The organism is Gemmatimonadota bacterium, assembly GCA_022560615.1.
Taxonomy (GTDB): domain Bacteria; phylum Gemmatimonadota; class Gemmatimonadetes; order Longimicrobiales; family Gaopeijiaceae; genus UBA1138.
In genome coordinates this window covers 1-18,400 of the sequence record JADFSR010000026.1, presented here as the reverse complement: position 1 = coordinate 18,400, position 18,400 = coordinate 1, and the positions used below count along the sequence as shown (strand labels likewise).

At 65.8% G+C, this 18,400-nt stretch carries 21 protein-coding genes and 1 pseudogene; 13 read left to right on the top strand and 9 right to left on the bottom strand.

Features of this window, described 5'->3' with window-relative positions:
- Positions 1-129 precede the first annotated feature (129 nt).
- Positions 130-348, bottom strand: coding sequence for a hypothetical protein (locus IIB36_14120; protein ID MCH7532875.1), 219 nt, complete (start codon positions 346-348; stop codon positions 130-132).
- Between the two features lie 122 nt (positions 349-470).
- Between IIB36_14120 and IIB36_14115 the strand changes: the two genes are divergently transcribed.
- Together IIB36_14115 and IIB36_14110 are read left to right on the top strand one after the other, a co-directional pair.
- On the top strand, positions 471-1,580 hold the full coding sequence (locus tag IIB36_14115) for a membrane dipeptidase (protein MCH7532874.1): 1,110 nt from the start codon (positions 471-473) through the stop codon (positions 1,578-1,580).
- Between the two features lie 20 nt (positions 1,581-1,600).
- Positions 1,601-2,512: a PD40 domain-containing protein gene (locus tag IIB36_14110; GenBank protein ID MCH7532873.1), complete on the top strand. Its 912-nt coding sequence runs from the start codon at positions 1,601-1,603 to the stop codon at positions 2,510-2,512.
- On the opposite strand, the gene IIB36_14105 is transcribed toward IIB36_14110, so the two are convergent.
- Complete coding sequence (locus IIB36_14105; GenBank protein MCH7532872.1) at positions 2,509-3,534, bottom strand: DUF72 domain-containing protein; 1,026 nt, start codon at positions 3,532-3,534, stop codon at positions 2,509-2,511. The two genes, IIB36_14110 and IIB36_14105, sit on opposite strands and share 4 nt — an antisense overlap.
- A 153-nt stretch (positions 3,535-3,687) precedes the next feature.
- On the opposite strand from IIB36_14105, the gene IIB36_14100 reads away from it, so the two are divergent.
- The 3 genes and pseudogenes from IIB36_14100 to IIB36_14090 all read left to right on the top strand — a co-directional run bounded on the left by IIB36_14100 (position 3,688) and on the right by IIB36_14090 (position 4,741).
- The gene (locus IIB36_14100; protein ID MCH7532871.1) at positions 3,688-4,035 is read left to right on the top strand and encodes an arsenate reductase; all 348 of its coding nucleotides are present in this window, start codon (positions 3,688-3,690) and stop codon (positions 4,033-4,035) included.
- Positions 4,036-4,132: 97 nt separating this feature from the next.
- Positions 4,133-4,460 (top strand): annotated as a pseudogene (locus IIB36_14095) (helix-turn-helix transcriptional regulator).
- A gap of 29 nt (positions 4,461-4,489) precedes the next feature.
- Complete coding sequence (locus tag IIB36_14090) at positions 4,490-4,741, top strand: SRPBCC domain-containing protein (GenBank protein MCH7532870.1); 252 nt, start codon at positions 4,490-4,492, stop codon at positions 4,739-4,741.
- Here IIB36_14090 and IIB36_14085 read toward each other — a convergent pair.
- From IIB36_14085 to IIB36_14055, 7 genes are all read right to left on the bottom strand, one after another.
- The gene (locus tag IIB36_14085; GenBank protein MCH7532869.1) at positions 4,738-5,148 is read right to left on the bottom strand and encodes a hypothetical protein; all 411 of its coding nucleotides are present in this window, start codon (positions 5,146-5,148) and stop codon (positions 4,738-4,740) included. The genes IIB36_14090 and IIB36_14085 overlap by 4 nt on opposite strands.
- A 42-nt stretch (positions 5,149-5,190) precedes the next feature.
- Positions 5,191-5,595 carry a MotA/TolQ/ExbB proton channel family protein gene (locus IIB36_14080; GenBank protein ID MCH7532868.1) on the bottom strand — a complete coding sequence of 135 codons (405 nt, stop codon included), beginning with the start codon at positions 5,593-5,595 and terminating at the stop codon, positions 5,191-5,193.
- A complete protein-coding gene (locus tag IIB36_14075; GenBank protein MCH7532867.1) occupies positions 5,588-6,373 on the bottom strand; it encodes a hypothetical protein in 786 nt (261 codons plus the stop codon). Before IIB36_14075 ends, IIB36_14080 begins: the two co-directional genes overlap by 8 nt.
- Positions 6,370-6,723 carry a helix-turn-helix transcriptional regulator gene (locus IIB36_14070; GenBank protein ID MCH7532866.1) on the bottom strand — a complete coding sequence of 118 codons (354 nt, stop codon included), beginning with the start codon at positions 6,721-6,723 and terminating at the stop codon, positions 6,370-6,372. Before IIB36_14070 ends, IIB36_14075 begins: the two co-directional genes overlap by 4 nt.
- Positions 6,724-6,912: 189 nt before the next feature.
- Positions 6,913-7,629, bottom strand: a complete 717-nt coding sequence (locus tag IIB36_14065) for a hypothetical protein (protein ID MCH7532865.1) — start codon at positions 7,627-7,629, stop codon at positions 6,913-6,915.
- 148 nt (positions 7,630-7,777) lie between these two features.
- The gene (locus IIB36_14060) at positions 7,778-9,826 is read right to left on the bottom strand and encodes an Ig-like domain-containing protein (GenBank protein MCH7532864.1); all 2,049 of its coding nucleotides are present in this window, start codon (positions 9,824-9,826) and stop codon (positions 7,778-7,780) included.
- Between the two features lie 28 nt (positions 9,827-9,854).
- A complete protein-coding gene (locus IIB36_14055) occupies positions 9,855-10,622 on the bottom strand; it encodes a hypothetical protein (protein MCH7532863.1) in 768 nt (255 codons plus the stop codon).
- Positions 10,623-11,036: 414 nt separating this feature from the next.
- Between IIB36_14055 and IIB36_14050 the strand changes: the two genes are divergently transcribed.
- From IIB36_14050 to IIB36_14015, 8 genes are all read left to right on the top strand, one after another.
- On the top strand, positions 11,037-11,252 hold the full coding sequence (locus IIB36_14050) for a hypothetical protein (GenBank protein MCH7532862.1): 216 nt from the start codon (positions 11,037-11,039) through the stop codon (positions 11,250-11,252).
- A complete protein-coding gene (locus tag IIB36_14045) occupies positions 11,249-11,740 on the top strand; it encodes a hypothetical protein (protein MCH7532861.1) in 492 nt (163 codons plus the stop codon). Before IIB36_14050 ends, IIB36_14045 begins: the two co-directional genes overlap by 4 nt.
- An 83-nt stretch (positions 11,741-11,823) precedes the next feature.
- A complete protein-coding gene (locus IIB36_14040) occupies positions 11,824-12,219 on the top strand; it encodes a BlaI/MecI/CopY family transcriptional regulator (protein ID MCH7532860.1) in 396 nt (131 codons plus the stop codon).
- On the top strand, positions 12,212-13,522 hold the full coding sequence (locus IIB36_14035) for a M56 family metallopeptidase (protein MCH7532859.1): 1,311 nt from the start codon (positions 12,212-12,214) through the stop codon (positions 13,520-13,522). The genes IIB36_14040 and IIB36_14035 overlap by 8 nt, the downstream gene beginning before the upstream one ends.
- Positions 13,523-13,589: 67 nt before the next feature.
- On the top strand, positions 13,590-15,008 hold the full coding sequence (locus IIB36_14030; protein ID MCH7532858.1) for an isochorismate synthase: 1,419 nt from the start codon (positions 13,590-13,592) through the stop codon (positions 15,006-15,008).
- Positions 15,001-16,782, top strand: a complete 1,782-nt coding sequence (menD, locus tag IIB36_14025; protein MCH7532857.1) for a 2-succinyl-5-enolpyruvyl-6-hydroxy-3-cyclohexene-1-carboxylic-acid synthase — start codon at positions 15,001-15,003, stop codon at positions 16,780-16,782. The genes IIB36_14030 and menD overlap by 8 nt, the downstream gene beginning before the upstream one ends.
- Entirely contained in the window at positions 16,779-17,618 is an 840-nt protein-coding gene (gene menB, locus IIB36_14020) for a 1,4-dihydroxy-2-naphthoyl-CoA synthase (GenBank protein ID MCH7532856.1), read from the top strand. Before menD ends, menB begins: the two co-directional genes overlap by 4 nt.
- A partial coding sequence (locus tag IIB36_14015) for a 1,4-dihydroxy-2-naphthoate polyprenyltransferase (GenBank protein ID MCH7532855.1) occupies positions 17,612-18,400 on the top strand: 789 nt, incomplete at its 3' end. The genes menB and IIB36_14015, both read left to right, overlap by 7 nt.

The following is an 18,400-nucleotide window of genomic DNA, read 5'->3' as shown; positions in this document are numbered from 1 at the left end:
GCTACCAAGCTACAACACGTCGGGCAAATCGCCCAAATCACTGCTCGCTCGGGACCGGCGATCTGACGCCTACGCGGGAGTGTCGGCCTCCCGGGTCCAGCGGCTGAGCAGTTGAACCATCGCTTCTACTCAACGCATCGTGTCGTGCTGCTCCGCGCGGGCTTTCGCTTTCTCCGCGACTGACAGTGCGCCTCTCACGCCGCTCGCTCCAGGAACCGGCAGGTTCCCGACGATGCTGTCCTTCTGCGCCTGGGTGAGCGTATCAGAAGCGGTTAGCGCGTCGCCAGAACCGCTCCCGCAAGCACCACCAGCGAGCAGCGCGATGGTAACGATCGTGAGTCTCTTCATGTGGTTCCTCCAGCCAGAGACATGAAGCGAGTCGTTGGAATCGGGTCCTCGCCAAGACGTACCCTTGCCGGTCGGAAACCCCGACGCAAGTTGAGCCGAGGACGACCACCGGAGGGTAACCCATGGACCGAAGGCGATTCCTGAGGTCGAGCGCTGTCGCCGTGCTCTCGGGAGCAACGGCGCCGGACGTGCTCGCGGCTGCGAAGCGCCCTGGAGCGGGAGACCGCGTGAGCACAACCTCTCGCCGCGATCCTCGAGCGCTCATCATGGACGCGATGGGCGAGCTGCGTCCGGTCTACGAGCCGCCGCTCGTACGTGAGATGCTCGCGAGCGGCATTGATTCTATCACGGTCACGCTCTGCGACCCGAAGTTCCTCGGCGCGGAGGCGCTGGATGTCGCTGTCGATGGGCTCATGGAGTACGACCGCTACCTCCGGGAGAATCCCGAGCTGTTCGTGAAGGCGTTGTCTGTGAAGGACATCGACGAAGCGCGCCGGTCGGGCCGCATGGCGGTCTTCTACTTGTATCAGAACTCCGAACAGTTCGGGGACGATCTGGACCGCGTCGAGATGTTCTATCGTCTGGGCCTCACGAGCTGTCAGGTCACGTACAATACCCGCAACCGGGCGGGGGTCGGGTGCCAGGAGGACGGGGACGACGGCGGCCTGACCGACTTCGGCAGGGAGTTGATCGACCGCATGAACGCGCTCGGTATGCTCGTCGACCTTTCCCACGCCAACATGCGGACGATGGCGGACGTGGTCGACTACTCTCGCGTTCCCGTCATCGTCTCGCATACCGCATGCGCCGCGGTACATACCCACGTGCGCAATACCACCGACGAGAACATGCGCTCGCTCGCGGACCGTGGCGGCGTGGTGGGCATCTGTCAGCTACGCCCGTTCCTGACGACGAAAAAGGAGGACAACCTGCATGCGTACTTCGACCATATCCGGCACGCGGTTCAGGTAGCCGGCATCGAACATGTGTGCATCGGCAGCGACCGCGATCATCGGGTCATCGAGCTGACCGAAGAGTACCTCGCGGAACTGCGCTCGGAGGAGGGCAACATCGATGTCAACGAGATGCCCTGGTTCATCCACGACTTGAACGGACCACGCCGCATGGAGGTGATCTGGGACGGACTCGTGAGTCGAGGGTATTCCGAGGATCAGGTCGAGAGGATCATGGGCCAGAATTTGTATCGCCTCTACGCAGAGGTGATCCGATAGGACCGGGGAAAGGGAATTCGATGCGTCGTTCGTCGTACGTAGCTGGTCCTCGCTGGATCGGGCCCCTGGCGACGTGTGTGGGCCTCGTGGTGTCGGGCTGCGGAGGTGAGTCGGAGATACAGCCCGCTCAGACGGAGCCCGAGGGGCCCGAGGTCGACTTCATCCAGGAGGCGGTTTGGTCGCCGAGCGGGGACCGGCTTCTAGCGGCGTGGCACCAGGGAGGCCGGTACCGGCTGTACGGTGTGCTCGGTCCGGATACGACGGGCTCGGCGCTCGAGCCAGGCTCGGGCTTGCGTGTATCTGACGGACCCGACCTCTGGCCTACATGGTCGAGGGATGGGCTTTGGGTTGCGTTCAGCTCCTCGCGCGACGGCCAGTCGGAGATTTACCGAATGCGGCCCGACGGCATGCAGGTCGAGCGGCTCACCGACGACCCGGCCGAAGATGCGCATCCCGCGTTTTCTCCCGACGGTCGGAGCCTCGCTTTCATCTCGGACCGGACTGACGGCGCCCCCCGGCTTCATATCATGGACGCGGACGGTTCGAACGTGCGGGTGGTCGGAAGCGGTCCCGGTACCGGGCATCATGCGCCGGCGTGGTCTCCAGACGGGACGCGTCTGGCGGTTCAGGTCACCATGGAGGACGGCGAGTACGTGTATTTGGCGACCCCCGCCGGGGGGTGGGGGCGCGTCAAGGCGGGCACGTTCCCCGCGTGGGCGCCGAACGGCGACGACATCTACCTCACCCGAAACGACTCCCTGCTGGTCACGCGTGCGAGCACGGGGTCAATACGTCTGGTGCTTGCGGACGGCTTCGCTCCCAGGCCGTCTCCGGATGGTCGTTGGCTGGCCTTCGTCCGGGGCGAATGGCCCATTTCCGCGCTGTACGTGCTAGATCTCGAGACCGGTGTCGAGCGGCGGCTGACGCGCTAGGCGCCGCCCTCGGAGCGGGTATCCCACTCGGCGATGCGCTCCGCGAGTCGGAAGATGGAGAGGGGCGCCGAGCCCTCCGCCTTGTTGTTGGCGATCACGAACACCTCTTTCTCGGCGATGAGCGCGTCCAACGCGGCGATCGCGATACGCTCTCGTGTCTCCGCGTCCTCATCGACGATGGCGTCGAAGGGTTCGTAGCGTTCCTTGGCGACCTCGTAGCGCAGGCCCGAGCGCAACATCCAGCGCACGAGGAGGGCCGGTTGTCGATACGCCTGCACCGAGTCCAGTTGCCGCTCGAGCGAAGCCATCGCGGGGTGCACCGAATAACAGTGCGCCGCACCAGTGGCCAGAAGCGCCGTCGAATACGAATCGGTCAGGAACGCCGCGGTGCGCAGCTCGACCGCGTATAGCGGACCCTTCGGCAGGGCGTCGAGAAACCCGTGCAGCCGTTCCATGAAGGGGCCGCGTCCACCGACGAGGTTGGGAGGGATCGGTGGGAACTGAAAGAGCAGGGGACCCGCTTTGTTCCCGAGCCCCTCCATCATCGGCCCGATCACCTCGTTCGCCGCGTACTGCGGGTCCAGGAAACGAGGGTTGGGCCCTCGAACGCCATATCCTTCCGGGTCGGTGGGCGAGGTGAGCAACCGATCCGCTTTCACGAGGAACCTGAAGTCCTCCGGTACCGCGTCCGCGTAGGCGCGGAACGCGTCGGAAGTGATCGGGCGGTAGAAGGTTCGATCGACACCGACGGTGCGTAGGAGCGGGTGCTGCGCGTATGCCGCAAGCCCGTGACTGGCAAGCGTCTGCTGGGACACCCGCCGGTCATAGACGATTCCCTCCCAGCCCGGAAAGCTCCAAGACGACGTGCCTAATCGCAACTCGACTGGCAGCTTGTTCGCGATCTCGGACTGTCGCTGGGAGTGATCGACGGCGGCGACCGGCGCCGACGCTAACCGCGGCGCTTCGTCGGGGAAGAGGCCGAGCTGTAGATCCATGGCCCCCAATATATCTACGACTTTCATAGGGGAGGCCGGCGAGGGCAGGGATTACTCCGCTCACCTACCAGTGTCCCGTCCCAGAAGTTCGCGGGCATTCGGGCACCGATGTATCCACCCTGGCTGCGTTGCTCCTCCTCGCGGTTCCTGGCGTGCCGCCGCCGTCATATTTTGGCGGTCATGGACGTCCAGATCTTCGGCGTGAACAACAACGCCGACGTGCGCAAGGCACAGCGCTTCTTCAAAGAGCGCCGAGCAGGAGTCCACTTCATGGACTTCAAGCAGCGCTTGCCATCCAAGGGAGAGCTCCGCCGTTTCTTCCAGAAGTTCGGCGAGGAACAGCTCATCGATCGAGACGCGAAACGCTTCAAGGCGTTGGGGCTGCAAACGGCCTACTACGGTGACGATCGCTGGCTCGAGATCGCCTGCGAAGAGCCGCTGATCCTGCGAATGCCGCTCGTGCGCAGGGGGAATGACCTGACCGTAGGGTCCGCTGAGGCGACATGGAAGGAGTGGGTGGCGAAGTAGCGTGCCCTCGGCCCCTAGCAGCCCGCGGCCGCGCACGCCTCTTCGACTCAGGGGTCGCGGGTCTTTCGTCGGGTAGCCGAGTCAGGGCCGCGACCCAATGTCGTCTGCGAGACGTGCGCGGCCACGGACGGCGCACCCGATTCGGCGTGCGATCCTGACGCGCCTCGTGCAGGGAGAGTCCGCCTCGGTGAGCGGAGCTGGCACAGCCGTTCGACGTCTCGCTCATGGCCGTCTCGAAGCACTTGAGGGTCATGGAAGAAGCGGGGCTCATCCGGCGGGAAAAGGACGGCCGCGTGCATCGGTGCTGGTACGATCCGGACTCAATCGGTATCGCGAGCGATTGGATCGAGATGCACCGACGGTATTGGCAGCAGCGGCTGGACTCGCTGGCAGCCTATTTGGAACAGGCGAAAGGGAGGGGATGAGCGTTGCCAATCGAGACAGGAGACACCTGATGAGCGTAGGAACATCGAACGAGTTACGAATGACCCGCACCATCAAGGCGGACCGGATCGTCTACACGTGGGACTGGGAAGACCCCGAGACCGCGATGGGCGAGACGGTCGTCACGGTCGACTTCCTGGCCAAGGGCGATTCGACCGAAGTCGTGCTGGTGCACAGCGGCTTCCCGGCTGTCGAAGCGAAGGAGTCCCACGAGCAGGGTTGGGGTGCGTGCATCATGCGCTTCGAGGGGCTCTTCGACTAGTCGAGAGGGCCGGGGTCTGCTGCCTGCGCTTCAGCAGCCTCCAGCAGGCGCCACCTGAACTGCAGAACAAACCAGGCCAAGGACGAGCCAGCCAAGATCAGCACGCCGAACGTCACGCCCAGCATCGAGACCCGGACGCCTCCCCAGAGCACGCTGGCGGAGACGGCGGCGGCCTGGGCCAAGCGCGTGGCGGTCACGATCCCCACCAAGGTGCTGAGCACGCCAGCGACCGTTGCGAAGGCGCCCCATAGGAGGATTGCGTCGACTACGGCCTTGCTCATCGGATCCGCGAGCGCTCCGCGCCCGAAGAGCCGCGCTGCCGAGTAGGACGCCAGGCCGACAACGGCCGCAGATGAGAACACGAGCGGCCACCGAGCGAAGCCGATTTCACCGAACATGTCGACCATTACGATGCCTCCTGTCCGCGTTGCGCCGTACGGGGCCGCCTCTCATGCTGCGAGCTCCTCCGGTGCCGCCGACGCCTCGAGCAAACGCCACCTGAGCTGCAAGGCGAACCACACCAGTGACGAGCCGGCGAGAATCAGGACCCCGAACACGGAGGTCAGCAGCGCGAGCTTGATACCGCCCCAGGCGAGCGTCGTCGAGACGCCACCCGCCACTTCGATCGATTGAGCGGCGACCACGACTCCGATCAGCGTCCCTAGCACGCCGATGATCGCGGCGAAGCCACCGCCAAAGAGGATGGCGTCGATGAACACCTTGCTCTTCAGATCCGCCCACGCGCTCGGCCTGAACAGCCGCACGCTGGAGTAGGACGTGAGTGCAAAAATCACGAAGCAAGTGAATGCGAGCGGATACCCCATGAAGCCCATGCTTACCCACAGCTCATACATCGTCCTTCCTCCCCAGTTTGTGGGTCGTATTGTCGATTCCGAGTACTTCCCTCTGATCGCCTTCGGCGACCGCGAGCCATCGCCGCAGGATGAACCAGCCCATGACGCCGGTGAGTGCGATCATGAGTGACGCCGCCGACAGGGCCGCGTCTCGAACTAGCCAGACCGGAGTCAGCGTGCTCGCGAGTTCCGGCGAAGACTCGAGCGTGGAAGCGAGCCGGTAAAGGTCCAAATTGAGCCCCACGAAGCCGGTCAGCACCGTCGTGCACGCCAGAGCCAGGATCGCGTTCAGACCTCGCCACGGGACCGCGTGGTCCCGCTTGATCCAGAGTTGAAACGCTTTGGCCAGCATGGCCGCGAGCAGGAGCGCACCCTGCGCTAGCACCGGCCACAGGAACGGAGACGCCTCATCCAGAAGATCGGCCTGTAGCAGCGCGACCCCGCCCATGAGCAAGACGGTGGAGGTAGCGAGCACGAGCGCCCAACGCTCCCCGACCTTCAACCGCTCCGGCGTGATGTGCGCCGTGAACCGCTCGTACAGCGGTGCGTGGACCCGCTCAAGCGCATGGAGCGCGCCTGCGTCGGGGACGAGCGCCTCGGACGCGCGCCGCCGAGCCTCGTCCATCGGCAGGCCTTCGGCGACGAAACGCTCGCTCAGCGCTTCGAGGTCGTACGCCAGCTCACGCAGGATGAGCACGCGTGCCGGGAGCGGCACCGCGAGACCACTTCCGACTTCCCGTAGCACCTGTGTGAAAGCGCCACCCCCCCGCGCTGTCATGCTGGTGCCTCCCCGGGGCGACGCAGCACGACCATGAGTCGCGACACGATCTCCTGCACACGGTCCGTTTCACCGCTGAGATGCCGCTCCCCGGTCCCGGTGAGCTTGTACACCTTGCGGCGCCGACCGCCTTCCTTCGTCCAGGAGCCCTTGATGAGACCCTCTTCCTCGAGGCGATGCAGGATCGGGTACAGCGTACCGTGTCGGAATCGAAAAAGACCGTTGCTCTCGGCCTCGACGTCCAACGCGATCTGATAGCCGTGCTTCGCGCCGGCTCGGAGCGTCGACAGGATCAGCAGCTCGTTGATGTCCCGGGCGAATCCCTGGACGTCGAAGTCTTCCCTGGTCACGTCGTCCCCCTCACGTCACAGACGTTCAGAGCGTCTACGTATCGTCTGTCTTTATATCGACACTCTTTATATACGTGTGCAGGAGAGGCTCCGCAAGCTTTCCTCGCGGGGTGCTACCGGGAGTTCAGGCGGATGGAGCCGCGCGCCTCAATCGGCGAGTCCCACCGCACGGGGCGGACGACCTGTGGCTCAGCCGGAATCGGTGGAGCGACCCCTGATCACTCCCGCCGACAACTGGACCGACCGGGCGGCGGCCTCGACGGCGCGCCTGGGATGGCCGGCCTCCAACTCGTGCTTCGCAACGTTCAGTAGCCGCCGAGCACGCCGCAGCGCCTGTGCCTCCTCCTCGGTCGGTGCGTCGCCCACGGCCTGGATCCCGGCGCGCAACGACCGCACCGCGTGATGGATCCACTTCCCGGCCACGTATCGCGGCGAGAGGTGTCGCAGGGCCTCCGCTGCAGCCAGCGCGTGATGCAGTGCCGCAATCGCTTCGCCCGCGTCGAGCTTCGCCTCTGCCGTCGCTACGCGCTCCGCGATGCGCGCCACCTGCGCGGCGATGCGCTCGGAAACGTCGCGGCCGTCGAGATGTCCCTGGATGCGAGCCAGTCCGGCCGCTGAACCCGCCACCGCTTCTGCGGCGACGTCGGGTCCGAGTGCGGCCATGATGCCTTGGAGCGTGTGACCGTAGCTTCGGTTGGAGAGCCGCCTGGCGGCGTCTTCGTTCCCGGCTTCCAGCGAGTCTTCCGCGGCCATCGCGAACCGACGCGCGGCGTGGAAATAACGGACCGCGGTCGTGTTCCCCTCGTCCGTTGCGTGGATCGCCTCACGGGACGCGCGCAGCAGCGCGCCAAGGGAAGGCAGCCGGACGTCGCTCGCCTCGGAGACCTGCTTCGGCGAATTGGGCAAGCGAGGCGTCGTCGACGGCGTCCAGCGTCGGGCCGGTCGATTGCTCACAACCCGCAAACGCGATCGCCAGCGCAACGAGGATCGGGCCGCGGAATCTCATATCATCCATCCGGAGTTGGTCGCTACGAGTCGGCTTACGGGCGCCAACCTACGAGATGGGTCGCTGTCTGGGTAACAGCTTCACGCTCCAGAGACCCGAGTTGGTGTCGCTGAAGAAGACGTGGCCTTTGAACGGTTGCGTGCCCCACACCATGGTGGCGTTCGCTGTGTAGCCTATCGGAGACGCCGACTTGAAGACCGCGATTTCTCGGCCCTGGGTATAGAGGTTGCCCATCAACTCGCCGCTGATGTCGACGACGCGCATGCCGCCTTCGTAATACGACTGGTACAGCTTGTCGTCCTCGACCCACAGGTTGTGCGTGCCGAACTCGGGTACCTCGTAGCGAGCCACCATCTCCGGGTTTTCGGGATCGGTGAAGTCCACAATCTGGACATAGCCACGTGTTACGAGCGGGAATCCGCCCGTGCCCGTCTCGGGGTCGTACTGTCGCTGGTAGGAACCCCACGATTGCGGGTAGCCGGCCCAAGCCAACCCCCGGCGGTTCATGATCTCGTCACCGAGGAATAGGTATGTCTTTCCTGTCGACTCCTGGAAGTAGGGAAACGTGGCGTGAGTGCGTCCGGAGGGCGTGGCGTACGACGTCACGAAGACGGGATTCTCAGGTGAGCCGCCCCAGCGGCCGTCCCCGACATCGACCACCACCACGCCGGTACCCCACTCCGAGGAATACGCCAGGCCGTTGTGGACCCACACGTCGTGCAGACGGCTGTCCGGATGGTTGTACTCCGAGACGTACTTCGGGTTGTAGATGTCGGTGACATCGATGATGACGTACTTGTCTCCGTTCGAGAGCGCGTACAGGTAGTCGTTCTCCGCGAACATGTTGTGCACGCCGCCCGTGATGCCGTCATCGTACAGTGCCGCGATGGTCGGGTGCCTCGGGTCGGCCATGTCGAGGATGACGAGCCCGTCGCGCCGGTTCGTCGCGCCTTCGCGGGAGAGCACCGCGTAGCGACCGTCGGGTGACGCCTTGACGTCGTTGATGGTGCGAGCGTCGACCTGGATCGAGTCGATCTTGGTGATCACAGCCGGGTCGGTGACGTCGTAGAAAAACGCGAAGCCGCCTGAGACCTTCGACCCCGTGATCGCGTAGTCGCGTCCGTCCACTCCTTCGAAGACCCATAGGTCCGTCGTTCGGTACCAGTCCTCGAGTCCGTGACCGACGACCTCGAGCTCCTGCACGACATCCCGTGGCCTAGCTTCGAACGACCAGCGAGCCGAAAGCGGGCCGGCGGCCGCCGTCACGGTGTGAATGCCCGGGACGTCCGCCACGAAGGCTCCGAGCCTCATTTGGCCAGTGGCTGGGATGCCGAGCATCCCGTCCGTCGCCGTGTACGCGTGCGACCAGTTCACAGGGGCGTCCTCGACGATCGCACCCGTAGCGTCACGTACTACCGCCTCGAAACGGAGCACGTCACCGGTTCGCACTGAACCGTCGGGTCCACCGAGCAGCTCGATGTCGGTGCCGGGGAACGTGGCCACCTCGTGTATGAGGGAGCTGGTCACGCCCTCGAACGAGGCGCTGATCGTGACGATCCCCTCAGCGTGTGCGCTCACGCCCCCGTACGCATCGACCGTGGCGATCGATGCATCGGACGAAGTCCAGATGAAGATCGGGTCCGGCCGCGCCGAACCGTCCACGCTGAACGCTCGAGCCGAATGGGAAACGGTCGTGCCGGCGTAGAGCGTCGCCGCGGGCTCGATCAGCACTCGGTCCACGGCGGGCCACGTGACGACGATGGGCACGCTGAGGGACGGGGGGCGCGCGGTCGAGCCCGCCGGCATCACCACGCTGACGTTGATGGTATACTCGCCTGGCACGATCCCGGTCACGACGCCGTCCCCGATTTCGATCGAATTCCGCGGGCCTGTGATGCGAAGCTCCACGCGTACGACTGCACCGCTCGCGTCCAGCGCCTGTACCGTGAATGGCACTTGATCGCCCCTGGCGACGGTGAGTTCCGCGGCGCTCGCTACCAACCGGGTGACCGTGGTCGCGTCCTGCTGCGCGGCGAGGGGGACTGTCCCGAAGGCAATCAGGAGAGGTAGGACGGGTGTGACGAGGCTGCGCGGCATGGTTCGGTCCGGATGTGTATGCGTGGGTCTAGAATTCTGCGACGATCGCAATGTGAGCCCCATTGGGACTCACTGCGAGACGTGAAATCGTCATTCCGATGTCGGCGAAGTTCGCGACTTCCGTCCATTCGGAGCCCGAGCCCGGTTTCCAAGCCACCAGCGAAGAACGGTGGCCCATGAGCAGGACGCCGTCCGGCGTCCACGCGTGGAAGTCTCCGCCATCCAGTGTGGCGATGAGCAGTTCCGACTCCCCGGTGCCCGGACGGAGTCGCATGATGGACGAAGTACCGTCCTCGTGTCGCTGGACGTAGCTCACGTCACGCGAGCCCGGGATGGGCTGGATGGAGCGACCGACGTTGTGGGCAGCGACCGGGAGCAGGCCCAGGTTCTCGTTCCAGATCTGCAGCGTCGCGGGATCGCCGAGCACGAACATCACAACCGTGCGGTCGTCAGCCCATTTGTGGTAGCCGACTCCGGCAACGTCCGGAATGAGAACCGCGGCGTTCCGTCCGTCGGCGTCGAAGCGCCACAGACGCTGGGTCGAGTCGGCCTCGACGCGAATGACCGAAATTCCGGACCCATCCGGTAGCGGTGTCGCTGAGTACTCACTCTCCGGCGCCGACTGCGTGACTTGGGCCACGCCGGCCGACGCGATGTCGTACCGCCAGATGTCTGCCTGACCCGAGTGGTCGTCGACCGCCGTGAACCAGAATCCCGAGCCGTCGGGCAAGAAGTACGGCTGGTTGTCGTAGCCCGGACGTTCCGTGACGTTCTCGGGCCTGCCGATACTCGGCATGCCCTCCGGCGTGCTGGTCAGGGTCGCGAGCCAGATGTCGGTACCCGGCGGGCCGGGGGGCAACGGCCCGGAAGACCGGGATTCAGGAGGCGCGTCCGAACCACACGCGGCGAGCCCCAGCGCTACGGCGAATGCCGAGACGAAGCGCACGGGAGACCAGGGCAGGGGGCGCGGTGTCGGCCGCGAGCCCGGCGGCGTGGCATCGGCGTTGCTCATCATACAAGCAAGATGGGCCAGGAGTGGCGCAGGGCGAAAGCCCTGCTGTGGCGCGCCTGGGGGCGGACGTCGACGTGATGTCACTTCCGTGCGCCTCCATTCGTTATATGAGGTGGCAACGGGAATCAGGGGGGGAGGCGGCGTGCGCAGCACCGTGTGGAAGACGCTGGGAATCTTGGCGATGGTCGGCCCGATGGGTTGCATGCCCCGATCGCACCGGCCACGCGGGAATTGCTGGAGAGTGCCACGACGTACCAACTCCGGTCGTCCGATGACGGTACAACGACGATCATCGAGTACGCACAAGCGATCTTCGGATTCGATTCCCAGGGGCTCAGCGTGAAACAGGATGTGCTGGTCTTGAGCGATGGCTGCTGCGACGGGTACGTCTACAGATTCGAGAGGGCTTCGTGAGCAGGCGTGCCTTGACCCTCCGCTTCGTCTCCGGGTTCCCGCAGGCCGCGCTCGCGGTGGCAATGACCCTTGCGTCGGCGGCTTGTTTCGACTTGGGCCCGAAGAGCCAAGTCGATGAGCTCGAAGAGGCCCAGGAGCTGTGGCGGTCCCAGCGCCCCCTCCGATACGTGTACACGATCCAGCGCCAATGTTTCTGCACGGAGGACGCTCGGGGGCCGGTCCGCGTGACGGTCGACGGAGAGATCGTCGTCTCGCAGTTCTATGGCGACGGCCGGACGGTCGACGCCGCGGCCGCAGGTTGGTTTCCCTCGGTCGACGGCCTTTTCGCGGTCCTGCGAGATGCGTTCGATGAGGGCGCATACGAGATTCGCGCAACCTACGACCCTCAACTCGGCGTCCCGGTCGACTTCTGGATCGACTACTCCCAGAACACTATTGACGAAGAGCTCGGCTTCACGGTGACCGAAGCCGTGCAACCGATTTCCTAGTCGCGGATTCACGGAAGAGGCAACCGCAGGACCGGCTACAGGCGTCGTACGGGGCGACGACGACGTGGAAAACGGAGCGACCCGTGCATGATACCGTAGATCTTACCGGTCTTCAGCTATCGATCCTCGACGTGCTGTGGGACCGCGGGGAGGCGACGACCCAGGAGGTGTGGGAGCACCTCAACCGTGAGCGCAAGCTCGCGAGGACGACCGTTGCGACGTTGCTCTCCCGGCTCGAGCGGAAGTCGGTGTTGATCCACCGAAGGGAAGGGCGCCAGTACGTCTATCGTGCGACGGTTACGCAATCGGAAGTGCGCCGCTCCAAGGTTCGTGATCTCACCGCAACACTGTTCGGAGGCGACGCGACAGCGCTACTGAGTCATCTGGTGCGGGCGGACGACGTGGAGGCGGACGAGCTCGAGCGCATCAGAGAGCTGATCGACGCGGCGGTGAGCCAGAACGGGGGCCGCGATGCTTGAGGCCGTGGGAGGCGTCGCCGCGCTGGGCACCGAGTGGCTTCTCACCTACCTGGTCCACAGCTCGGTCCTGATCGCGGCCGCCTGGTTGGCGGTGCGCACCGGTCGTGTACGCGCCCCGGTATCTCAGGATCTGCTCTGGAAGTTCACGGCGCTCGCCGGGATCGTGACCGCGACCGCGGCGGTACTGCCGCGGTCTGCCCCTCAAGAGATCCAGGTGACCGCAAGATTCGATCGCATAGCCGAGCTCGCGCGCCCCGAGATGTCGAAGCTCGGCACTGAGGGGTTCGATATCGGGCGATCCCCTGTTGAAGGCATGCGCGTCCTACGGCTGTACGGGGGCGCGAACACAGAGCTGTTCGCGATGAGGGGCGACGTCGCTGGACCGTCGCCCGAGTGCCGAGCAGCGCTTCGCTCAGGTCCGGGCGCGGGAACGGGCTGGGTCGACCGCCTCAGGACCGCCTGCGGAGATAGCCCCACCATCGCCTGGTACCATGTCTTGATGCTTCTTTGGGGCGCCGGCGCCGGCCTTGGACTGCTCGTCCATTGGCGACGACGCCGGGATCTGGCCGAGTTGCGTCGATCGCTAGTGTCGGCTTCGGTCTGCGCGGACCAGGCATTGGCCGCCGTCGTGCGTGGCACAGACGTGCGCCCCACACTTCGCGTCTCCGCGGCGCTGGATGCGCCGTGCGTGATCGGCTATGACACCATCGCACTGCCCGACCGGTGTGACCGAGAGCTTCCGCACGACGAGCTTCGCGCCGTGTTGGCGCATGAAGTGGCTCATGTTTGCCGCTCAGACGTGATCTGGCTTGCCGGACTCCGGCTGGTCGCCGCCATTCTGTGGCTGCAGCCGCTCAACCGAGTGGCGCTCAAGGGCTTCGTGGATGCGGCCGAGCTCGTGTGCGACGACTGGGCGGTGACCCGCACTCGTCAGCCGCTCGGGCTGGCCCGTTCTATCTTGCGTGTCGCGGAGTGGGCGCTGTCCCCGCGGACTCCCATCGAAGGTGTCGTCGGGATGGCGGGTGGCGACGGTCGCACGCTGTCGGGCCGTATCAGGAGGATCCTCTCGGGTCGTGACGTCCGTGAGCCGGCCTCGCGAATCCGTCGCGTCTTTGCTGGCTCGGCGCTACTGCTTCCGCTGATGTTGCTGCCGAGCGTGCCGGGCCCTGTCGTTCGTCACGCGGTGATCTTCGTCGAGCAGGTGGCGGTGATAGACCGGGTGGTCCAAGCAGGGAACGGGACTCACGAGGATGCGATTCTCATGTCGCGATTCGAACGGGAGGGCGTCAACTCAGGGTCGTAGGCGCCACGGGTTGCTATATTGCGGGCTCGGTCTGCAAACCGTTGAGTCCGCTCGCCTTGGAGCCCCTGTGAAGCAAACGCCGGGCGCCCGTCGCCTCGCCACCGTGACGATTCCCGCGCCGGATCTGCGTCCTGACCACTTTCTCCGGCACGCGTCTGGAGAGGCCCGCGGGTTTTGGGCGCGCGGCGATAGGTGGGTGGCGCATCGGGGAGTGGCTGCCGAGCTCAGACCCGACGCCCGGACAGGTACGGACCGCTACGGACTGGTCGCCGCGTTGGCGCACGAGGTCGCGTTGGACCCGCTTCTCCCGCCCGGGGCGCCAAGAGCACCTCGGATCCGCTTCTACGGGGGTTTTTCGTTTCGGGCAGACCACTCCCAGGAGGGGGTCTGGCAGGCGTTTCCAGCTTGGCTGTTCCACGTCCCGGTCTTCGAGCTCGAGGGCGACGGATCGGGTGATGCCTGGCTGCGCGTTCGTTCGTTCGTCTCGTACGACGAATCGGACGATGTCTTTGTGCGGCTCCGTCACCGCGCGGAGGCGCTCCGCGCTGAGCTGACCACGCTCATGGACACGCGGGCGCCCGTGCCGAGCTCGGTGCCCGGCCGGCGCACCATGACCGACCGCGGCGATTGGGAGCGCTCGGTCGAAGAAGCGCTCGAGGCGATCCGCGAGCGGCGTGTCTCGAAGGTCGTACTCGCGCGTACTGTGGACGTCGATCTCGACGAACCGATCGATGCGGTCGACGTCGTGTCGCATCTGTGGGACTCCAACCGCGGAAGCCACGTCTTCATGTTCGAGCCGGAGCCGAAGTCGGCGCTGGTGGGTGCAGCCCCGGAGACTGTCGCGACGCTACGGGACGGGGTCTTCCATGCGACCGCCGTTGCCGGCTCGATCCGACGCGGTTCGACCCCACGCGAGCAGGCGGAACTGGCGACCCAACTCCTGGCGAGCGAAAAGGACCGGGTTGAACAGCGCATCTCGCTGGATGACATGATCGCGCGGCTCGAGACGGTTGGCCATCAGATCCGCGCGGACCCACAGCCCCACGTGCTGACGTTGGCCCGCATCCAGCATCTCGAGACCGAGATACGCGCGAGCGTGCCAGCGACTGTCGGGGTCCTGGACCTGCTTCGGCTTCTGCACCCCACACCTGCGGTGTGTGGCCTACCCCGTGATGCCGCGATGGCTCTTCTGGCGGACGAGGAACCGTTCGACCGTGGGTGGTATTCGGGACCCGTCGGTTGGTTCGACGCGGAGGGGAACGGGATCTTCGCCCCGGCGCTCCGGTCGGGTGTCTCGGCAGGGCACGGTTGGCGTCTCTTCGCAGGGGCGGGCATCGTCGAGGGATCGGTTCCCACGCTCGAGTGGGACGAGACCGCCATCAAGTTCGAGCCGATGCTCGGCGCGCTCGAGTCGAGCGGCGCCGAGTTGGGTCGGGACAGAGGCATCGAGTCCGCCGTGGAGGTGCCCGGCACCGGTCATGAGTAGCGGCGCCGACACCACCCTCTGGATTCGGGCCTTCTGCGACGAGTTGGCGCGTGCGGGCGTATACGAAGTCGTGGTAGCACCGGGCTCGCGTTCTACCCCGTTAGTGCTGGCGTTCGACGCAGACGACCGCTTCACCGTGCGGGTCCATCTCGACGAGCGATCAGCCGCCTTCTTCGCGCTCGGCATCGGCAAAGCTTCGGGGCTGCCCGCCGTGCTTGTGACGACCTCGGGCACCGCGACAGCGAACGCTTTTCCCGCAGTGATCGAAGCCGCGCAGAGCGAAGCGCCGCTGCTCGTGCTCACAGCCGATCGGCCGCACCACTTGCGCGACTCGGACGCGAACCAGGCGATCGACCAACTGCGACTGTTCGGTCCGTACCCAAGGGCTTTTTTCGAGGTCGCGCCGCCCGCCGTGGAAGGTCCCGCGCTACGGCATCTCCGCACTCTCGCGGCGCGCGCGGTCGCGGCCGCGAGGGGCGCTCCCCCGGGGCCTGTGCACGTGAACTTCCCGCTCGATAGGCCGTTCGAGCCGATCGAGGGGCATCGGGACTTTCTCGAGAAGAACCCTTTGGCGGGGGCTGGGAGGTCGAGCGGGGAACCGTTCGTGCGGGTCGACTCGGGTCGGCACCAGGCGTCTCCCGAGGCGCTGGACGCGTTGGTCGGCGCGCTGGACACGTCTCGTGGTGTGATCGTGGCCGGGCCGAGCTCGGATCCGGTGAAGAGCGGTGAGGCCGTGCTACGCCTCGCGGCCGCGACCGGCTTCCCTCTCTTGGCGGACCCGCTTTCCGGGGCCCGATTCGCTCCGTCGCGCGGGGCGCACGTTGTCGCCGGCTACGATCTGCTCTTGCGGGACCCCGACGTGCAAGCGGCACTCGCTCCATCTCTCGTGCTACGCGTGGGCGCGTCGCCCACCTCCACGGCGCTGCTGGCTTGGCTGCTCCACAACAACGGTGTGCGGCACATCGTGATCGACGGGGGAGGGCGCTGGAAAGACCACGGCGCCACTGCGACCGACTACGTGCATGCCGATGCGGCCGATACGCTGGCTGCGTTGGCCGAGCGCGCAGGCCCCAGCGCAGGCGACGACTGGCGGGAGCTGTGGATATCGGCGGAGTCGGCGGTCCGGGTAGCGCTCCAGTCGGCGCGAGGCGAGCCGCACGAGGGAGACGTGCTTGCGACGGTGTCGGCGGCGGTCCCCGAGGGAGCCAACCTCTTCGTCTCGAGCTCGATGCCGATTCGCGACCTCGACGCATTCGGCGTTCCTCGCGACGAGACCGTGCGCGTCTTCGGCAACCGCGGAGCGAGCGGCATCGATGGAATCGCCTCGACGGCGTTCGGTGTCGCGGCGGCGACCGGGCGACCGACCGTGTGCGTGATTGGTGACGTCGCTTTGTTCCACGACCAGAACGGCCTGCTCTGGAGTCGTGAGCCCGATGCGCAGGTCGTGTTCGTCCTGATCGACAACGACGGGGGTGGCATCTTCCACATGCTCCCGATCGCCGAGCACGATCCGGCGTTCACGAAGTACTTTGCTACGCCTCACGGCCTGGACTTCCGTCACGTCGCCGAGATGCACCACATCGTTTTCTGCGACGCAGAGATCGACGGGCTCGACACGGCGCTCGCCGTTGCGCTCGAATCGGGCCACACGCGTATCGTGCGGGTACCGACGGACCGAGAGACGAACATGCGTCGACATCGGGAAGTCTCGGATGCGGTGACCAAGGCCGTCCGCAAGGCGCTCACGATACCTCTGACACCACGCCGCCCATGAGCAAGCCCGACTGGAAAGAGGTCAAGCAGTACGAGGACATCACCTACCACAAGTGCGACGGCGTAGCGCGCATCGCGTTCAACCGGCCCGAGGTGCGGAACGCGTTCCGCCCGGATACGCTGCTCGAGATGCAGGAGGCGTTTCGCGACGCCGGCGAGGACCCGGAGATCGGGGTCGTGCTGATGACGGGCAACGGGCCGTCGAAGGACGGCAAGTGGGCGTTCTGCGCAGGTGGCGACCAGAGGGTACGTGGCGAAGCCGGATACGTCGGCAAGAGCGGAGTGCCCCGTCTCAACGTGCTGGAGCTGCAGCGCTACATGCGCTCGATGCCCAAGCCGGTGATCGCGCTCGTTGCCGGCTACGCGATCGGGGGCGGCCACGTCCTACACGTAGTATGCGACCTGACGCTGGCTGCGGACAACGCGGTGTTCGGCCAGACCGGACCGATGGTGGGCTCGTTCGACGGGGGCTTCGGCACCTCGTTTCTCGCACGCATGGTGGGCCAGAAACGAGCCCGCGAGATCTGGTATCTCTGCCGCCAGTACTCGGCGGCGGAGGCGTACGAGATGGGCATGGTGAACAAGGTCGTGCCGCTCGAACAGCTCGAGGACGAGGGCTGGGCGTGGGCCCAGGAGATTCTGGAGAAGAGTCCGCTCGCGATCCGCTTGCTCAAGAGTGCGTTCAACGCTGACCTCGACGGCCAGGCCGGGCTTCAAGAGCTCGCGGGCAACGCGACGCTGCTCTTCTACATGACCGAGCAGGGGCAGGAAGGAAGGCGGGCATATCTAGAGAAGCGAAAGCCCGAGTTCCGGAAATATCCGTGGTTGCCCTGGTAGGGGGGCCGTTATCGGCCGCCCCTGAGGTCACCAGGGCACAGGCCTGGTTACTGGCGGCTCGACCGAAGACGCTGACAGCGGCGCTGGCCCCCGTGGTGGTCGGGACCGCCTTGGCCACTCACGACGGGGTGCTCGCCCCGTTGCCGGCGTTCGCCGCGCTCATCGGCGCGACTCTGATCCAGGTCGGGACCAACTTCGCGAACGACTACTATGATTTCGTGCGCGGAGGTGATGCCGCGGATCGTGTCGGGCCGCCGCGCGTCACTCAAGCCGGAATCCTGGCGCCGGAGACCGTGAAACGCGGCATGTGGACCGTGCTCGGCGCGGCGATGCTCGTCGGCAGCTATCTGGTCTGGGTCGGCGGTTGGCCGATCGTGTGGATCGGACTGTCCTCCCTCGCGTGCGCCGTGCTGTACACGGGTGGACCATTCCCGCTCGCGTACCACGGACTCGGCGACGTCTTCGTCTTCGTCTTCTTCGGACTCGTCGCGGTCACTGGGACCTACTACGTGCAAGGCCTGTCGTGGCCGCCGGACGTTGTTCTCGCAGGTATGGCGCTGGGCGCGCTGAACACCGCGATTCTGGTGGCGAACAACTTGCGTGACATCGAGACCGACGCGAAAGTGGGCAAGCGCACGCTCGCAGTGCGGCTCGGCACGCGCGGCTCGCAGGTCGAGTATCTCATGATGCTGTTGGTCGCATTCATCGTTCCGGTTGTCGGGTGGCGCTCGTACGGCTGGCCCGCGGCTTCGCTCGCCGCGCTGCTGGTCGCTCCGCTCTGC

What these genes read in the sequence shown, in the direction of transcription:
- IIB36_14090 (MCH7532870.1), top strand. Translation starts at nt 4,490, where the DNA reads ATGAGCGTAGGAACATCGAACGAGTTACGAATGACCCGCACCATCAAG.
- menD (MCH7532857.1), top strand. Translation starts at nt 15,001, where the DNA reads ATGAGTAGCGGCGCCGACACCACCCTCTGGATTCGGGCCTTCTGCGAC.
- IIB36_14080 (MCH7532868.1), bottom strand. Translation starts at nt 5,595, where the DNA reads ATGTATGAGCTGTGGGTAAGCATGGGCTTCATGGGGTATCCGCTCGCA.
- menB (MCH7532856.1), top strand. Translation starts at nt 16,779, where the DNA reads ATGAGCAAGCCCGACTGGAAAGAGGTCAAGCAGTACGAGGACATCACC.
- IIB36_14100 (MCH7532871.1), top strand. Translation starts at nt 3,688, where the DNA reads ATGGACGTCCAGATCTTCGGCGTGAACAACAACGCCGACGTGCGCAAG.
- IIB36_14115 (MCH7532874.1), top strand. Translation starts at nt 471, where the DNA reads ATGGACCGAAGGCGATTCCTGAGGTCGAGCGCTGTCGCCGTGCTCTCG.
- IIB36_14075 (MCH7532867.1), bottom strand. Translation starts at nt 6,373, where the DNA reads ATGACAGCGCGGGGGGGTGGCGCTTTCACACAGGTGCTACGGGAAGTC.
- IIB36_14085 (MCH7532869.1), bottom strand. Translation starts at nt 5,148, where the DNA reads ATGGTCGACATGTTCGGTGAAATCGGCTTCGCTCGGTGGCCGCTCGTG.
- IIB36_14055 (MCH7532863.1), bottom strand. Translation starts at nt 10,622, where the DNA reads ATGCCGAGTATCGGCAGGCCCGAGAACGTCACGGAACGTCCGGGCTAC.
- IIB36_14120 (MCH7532875.1), bottom strand. Translation starts at nt 348, where the DNA reads ATGAAGAGACTCACGATCGTTACCATCGCGCTGCTCGCTGGTGGTGCT.
- IIB36_14105 (MCH7532872.1), bottom strand. Translation starts at nt 3,534, where the DNA reads ATGAAAGTCGTAGATATATTGGGGGCCATGGATCTACAGCTCGGCCTC.
- IIB36_14110 (MCH7532873.1), top strand. Translation starts at nt 1,601, where the DNA reads ATGCGTCGTTCGTCGTACGTAGCTGGTCCTCGCTGGATCGGGCCCCTG.
- IIB36_14035 (MCH7532859.1), top strand. Translation starts at nt 12,212, where the DNA reads ATGCTTGAGGCCGTGGGAGGCGTCGCCGCGCTGGGCACCGAGTGGCTT.
- IIB36_14060 (MCH7532864.1), bottom strand. Translation starts at nt 9,826, where the DNA reads ATGCCGCGCAGCCTCGTCACACCCGTCCTACCTCTCCTGATTGCCTTC.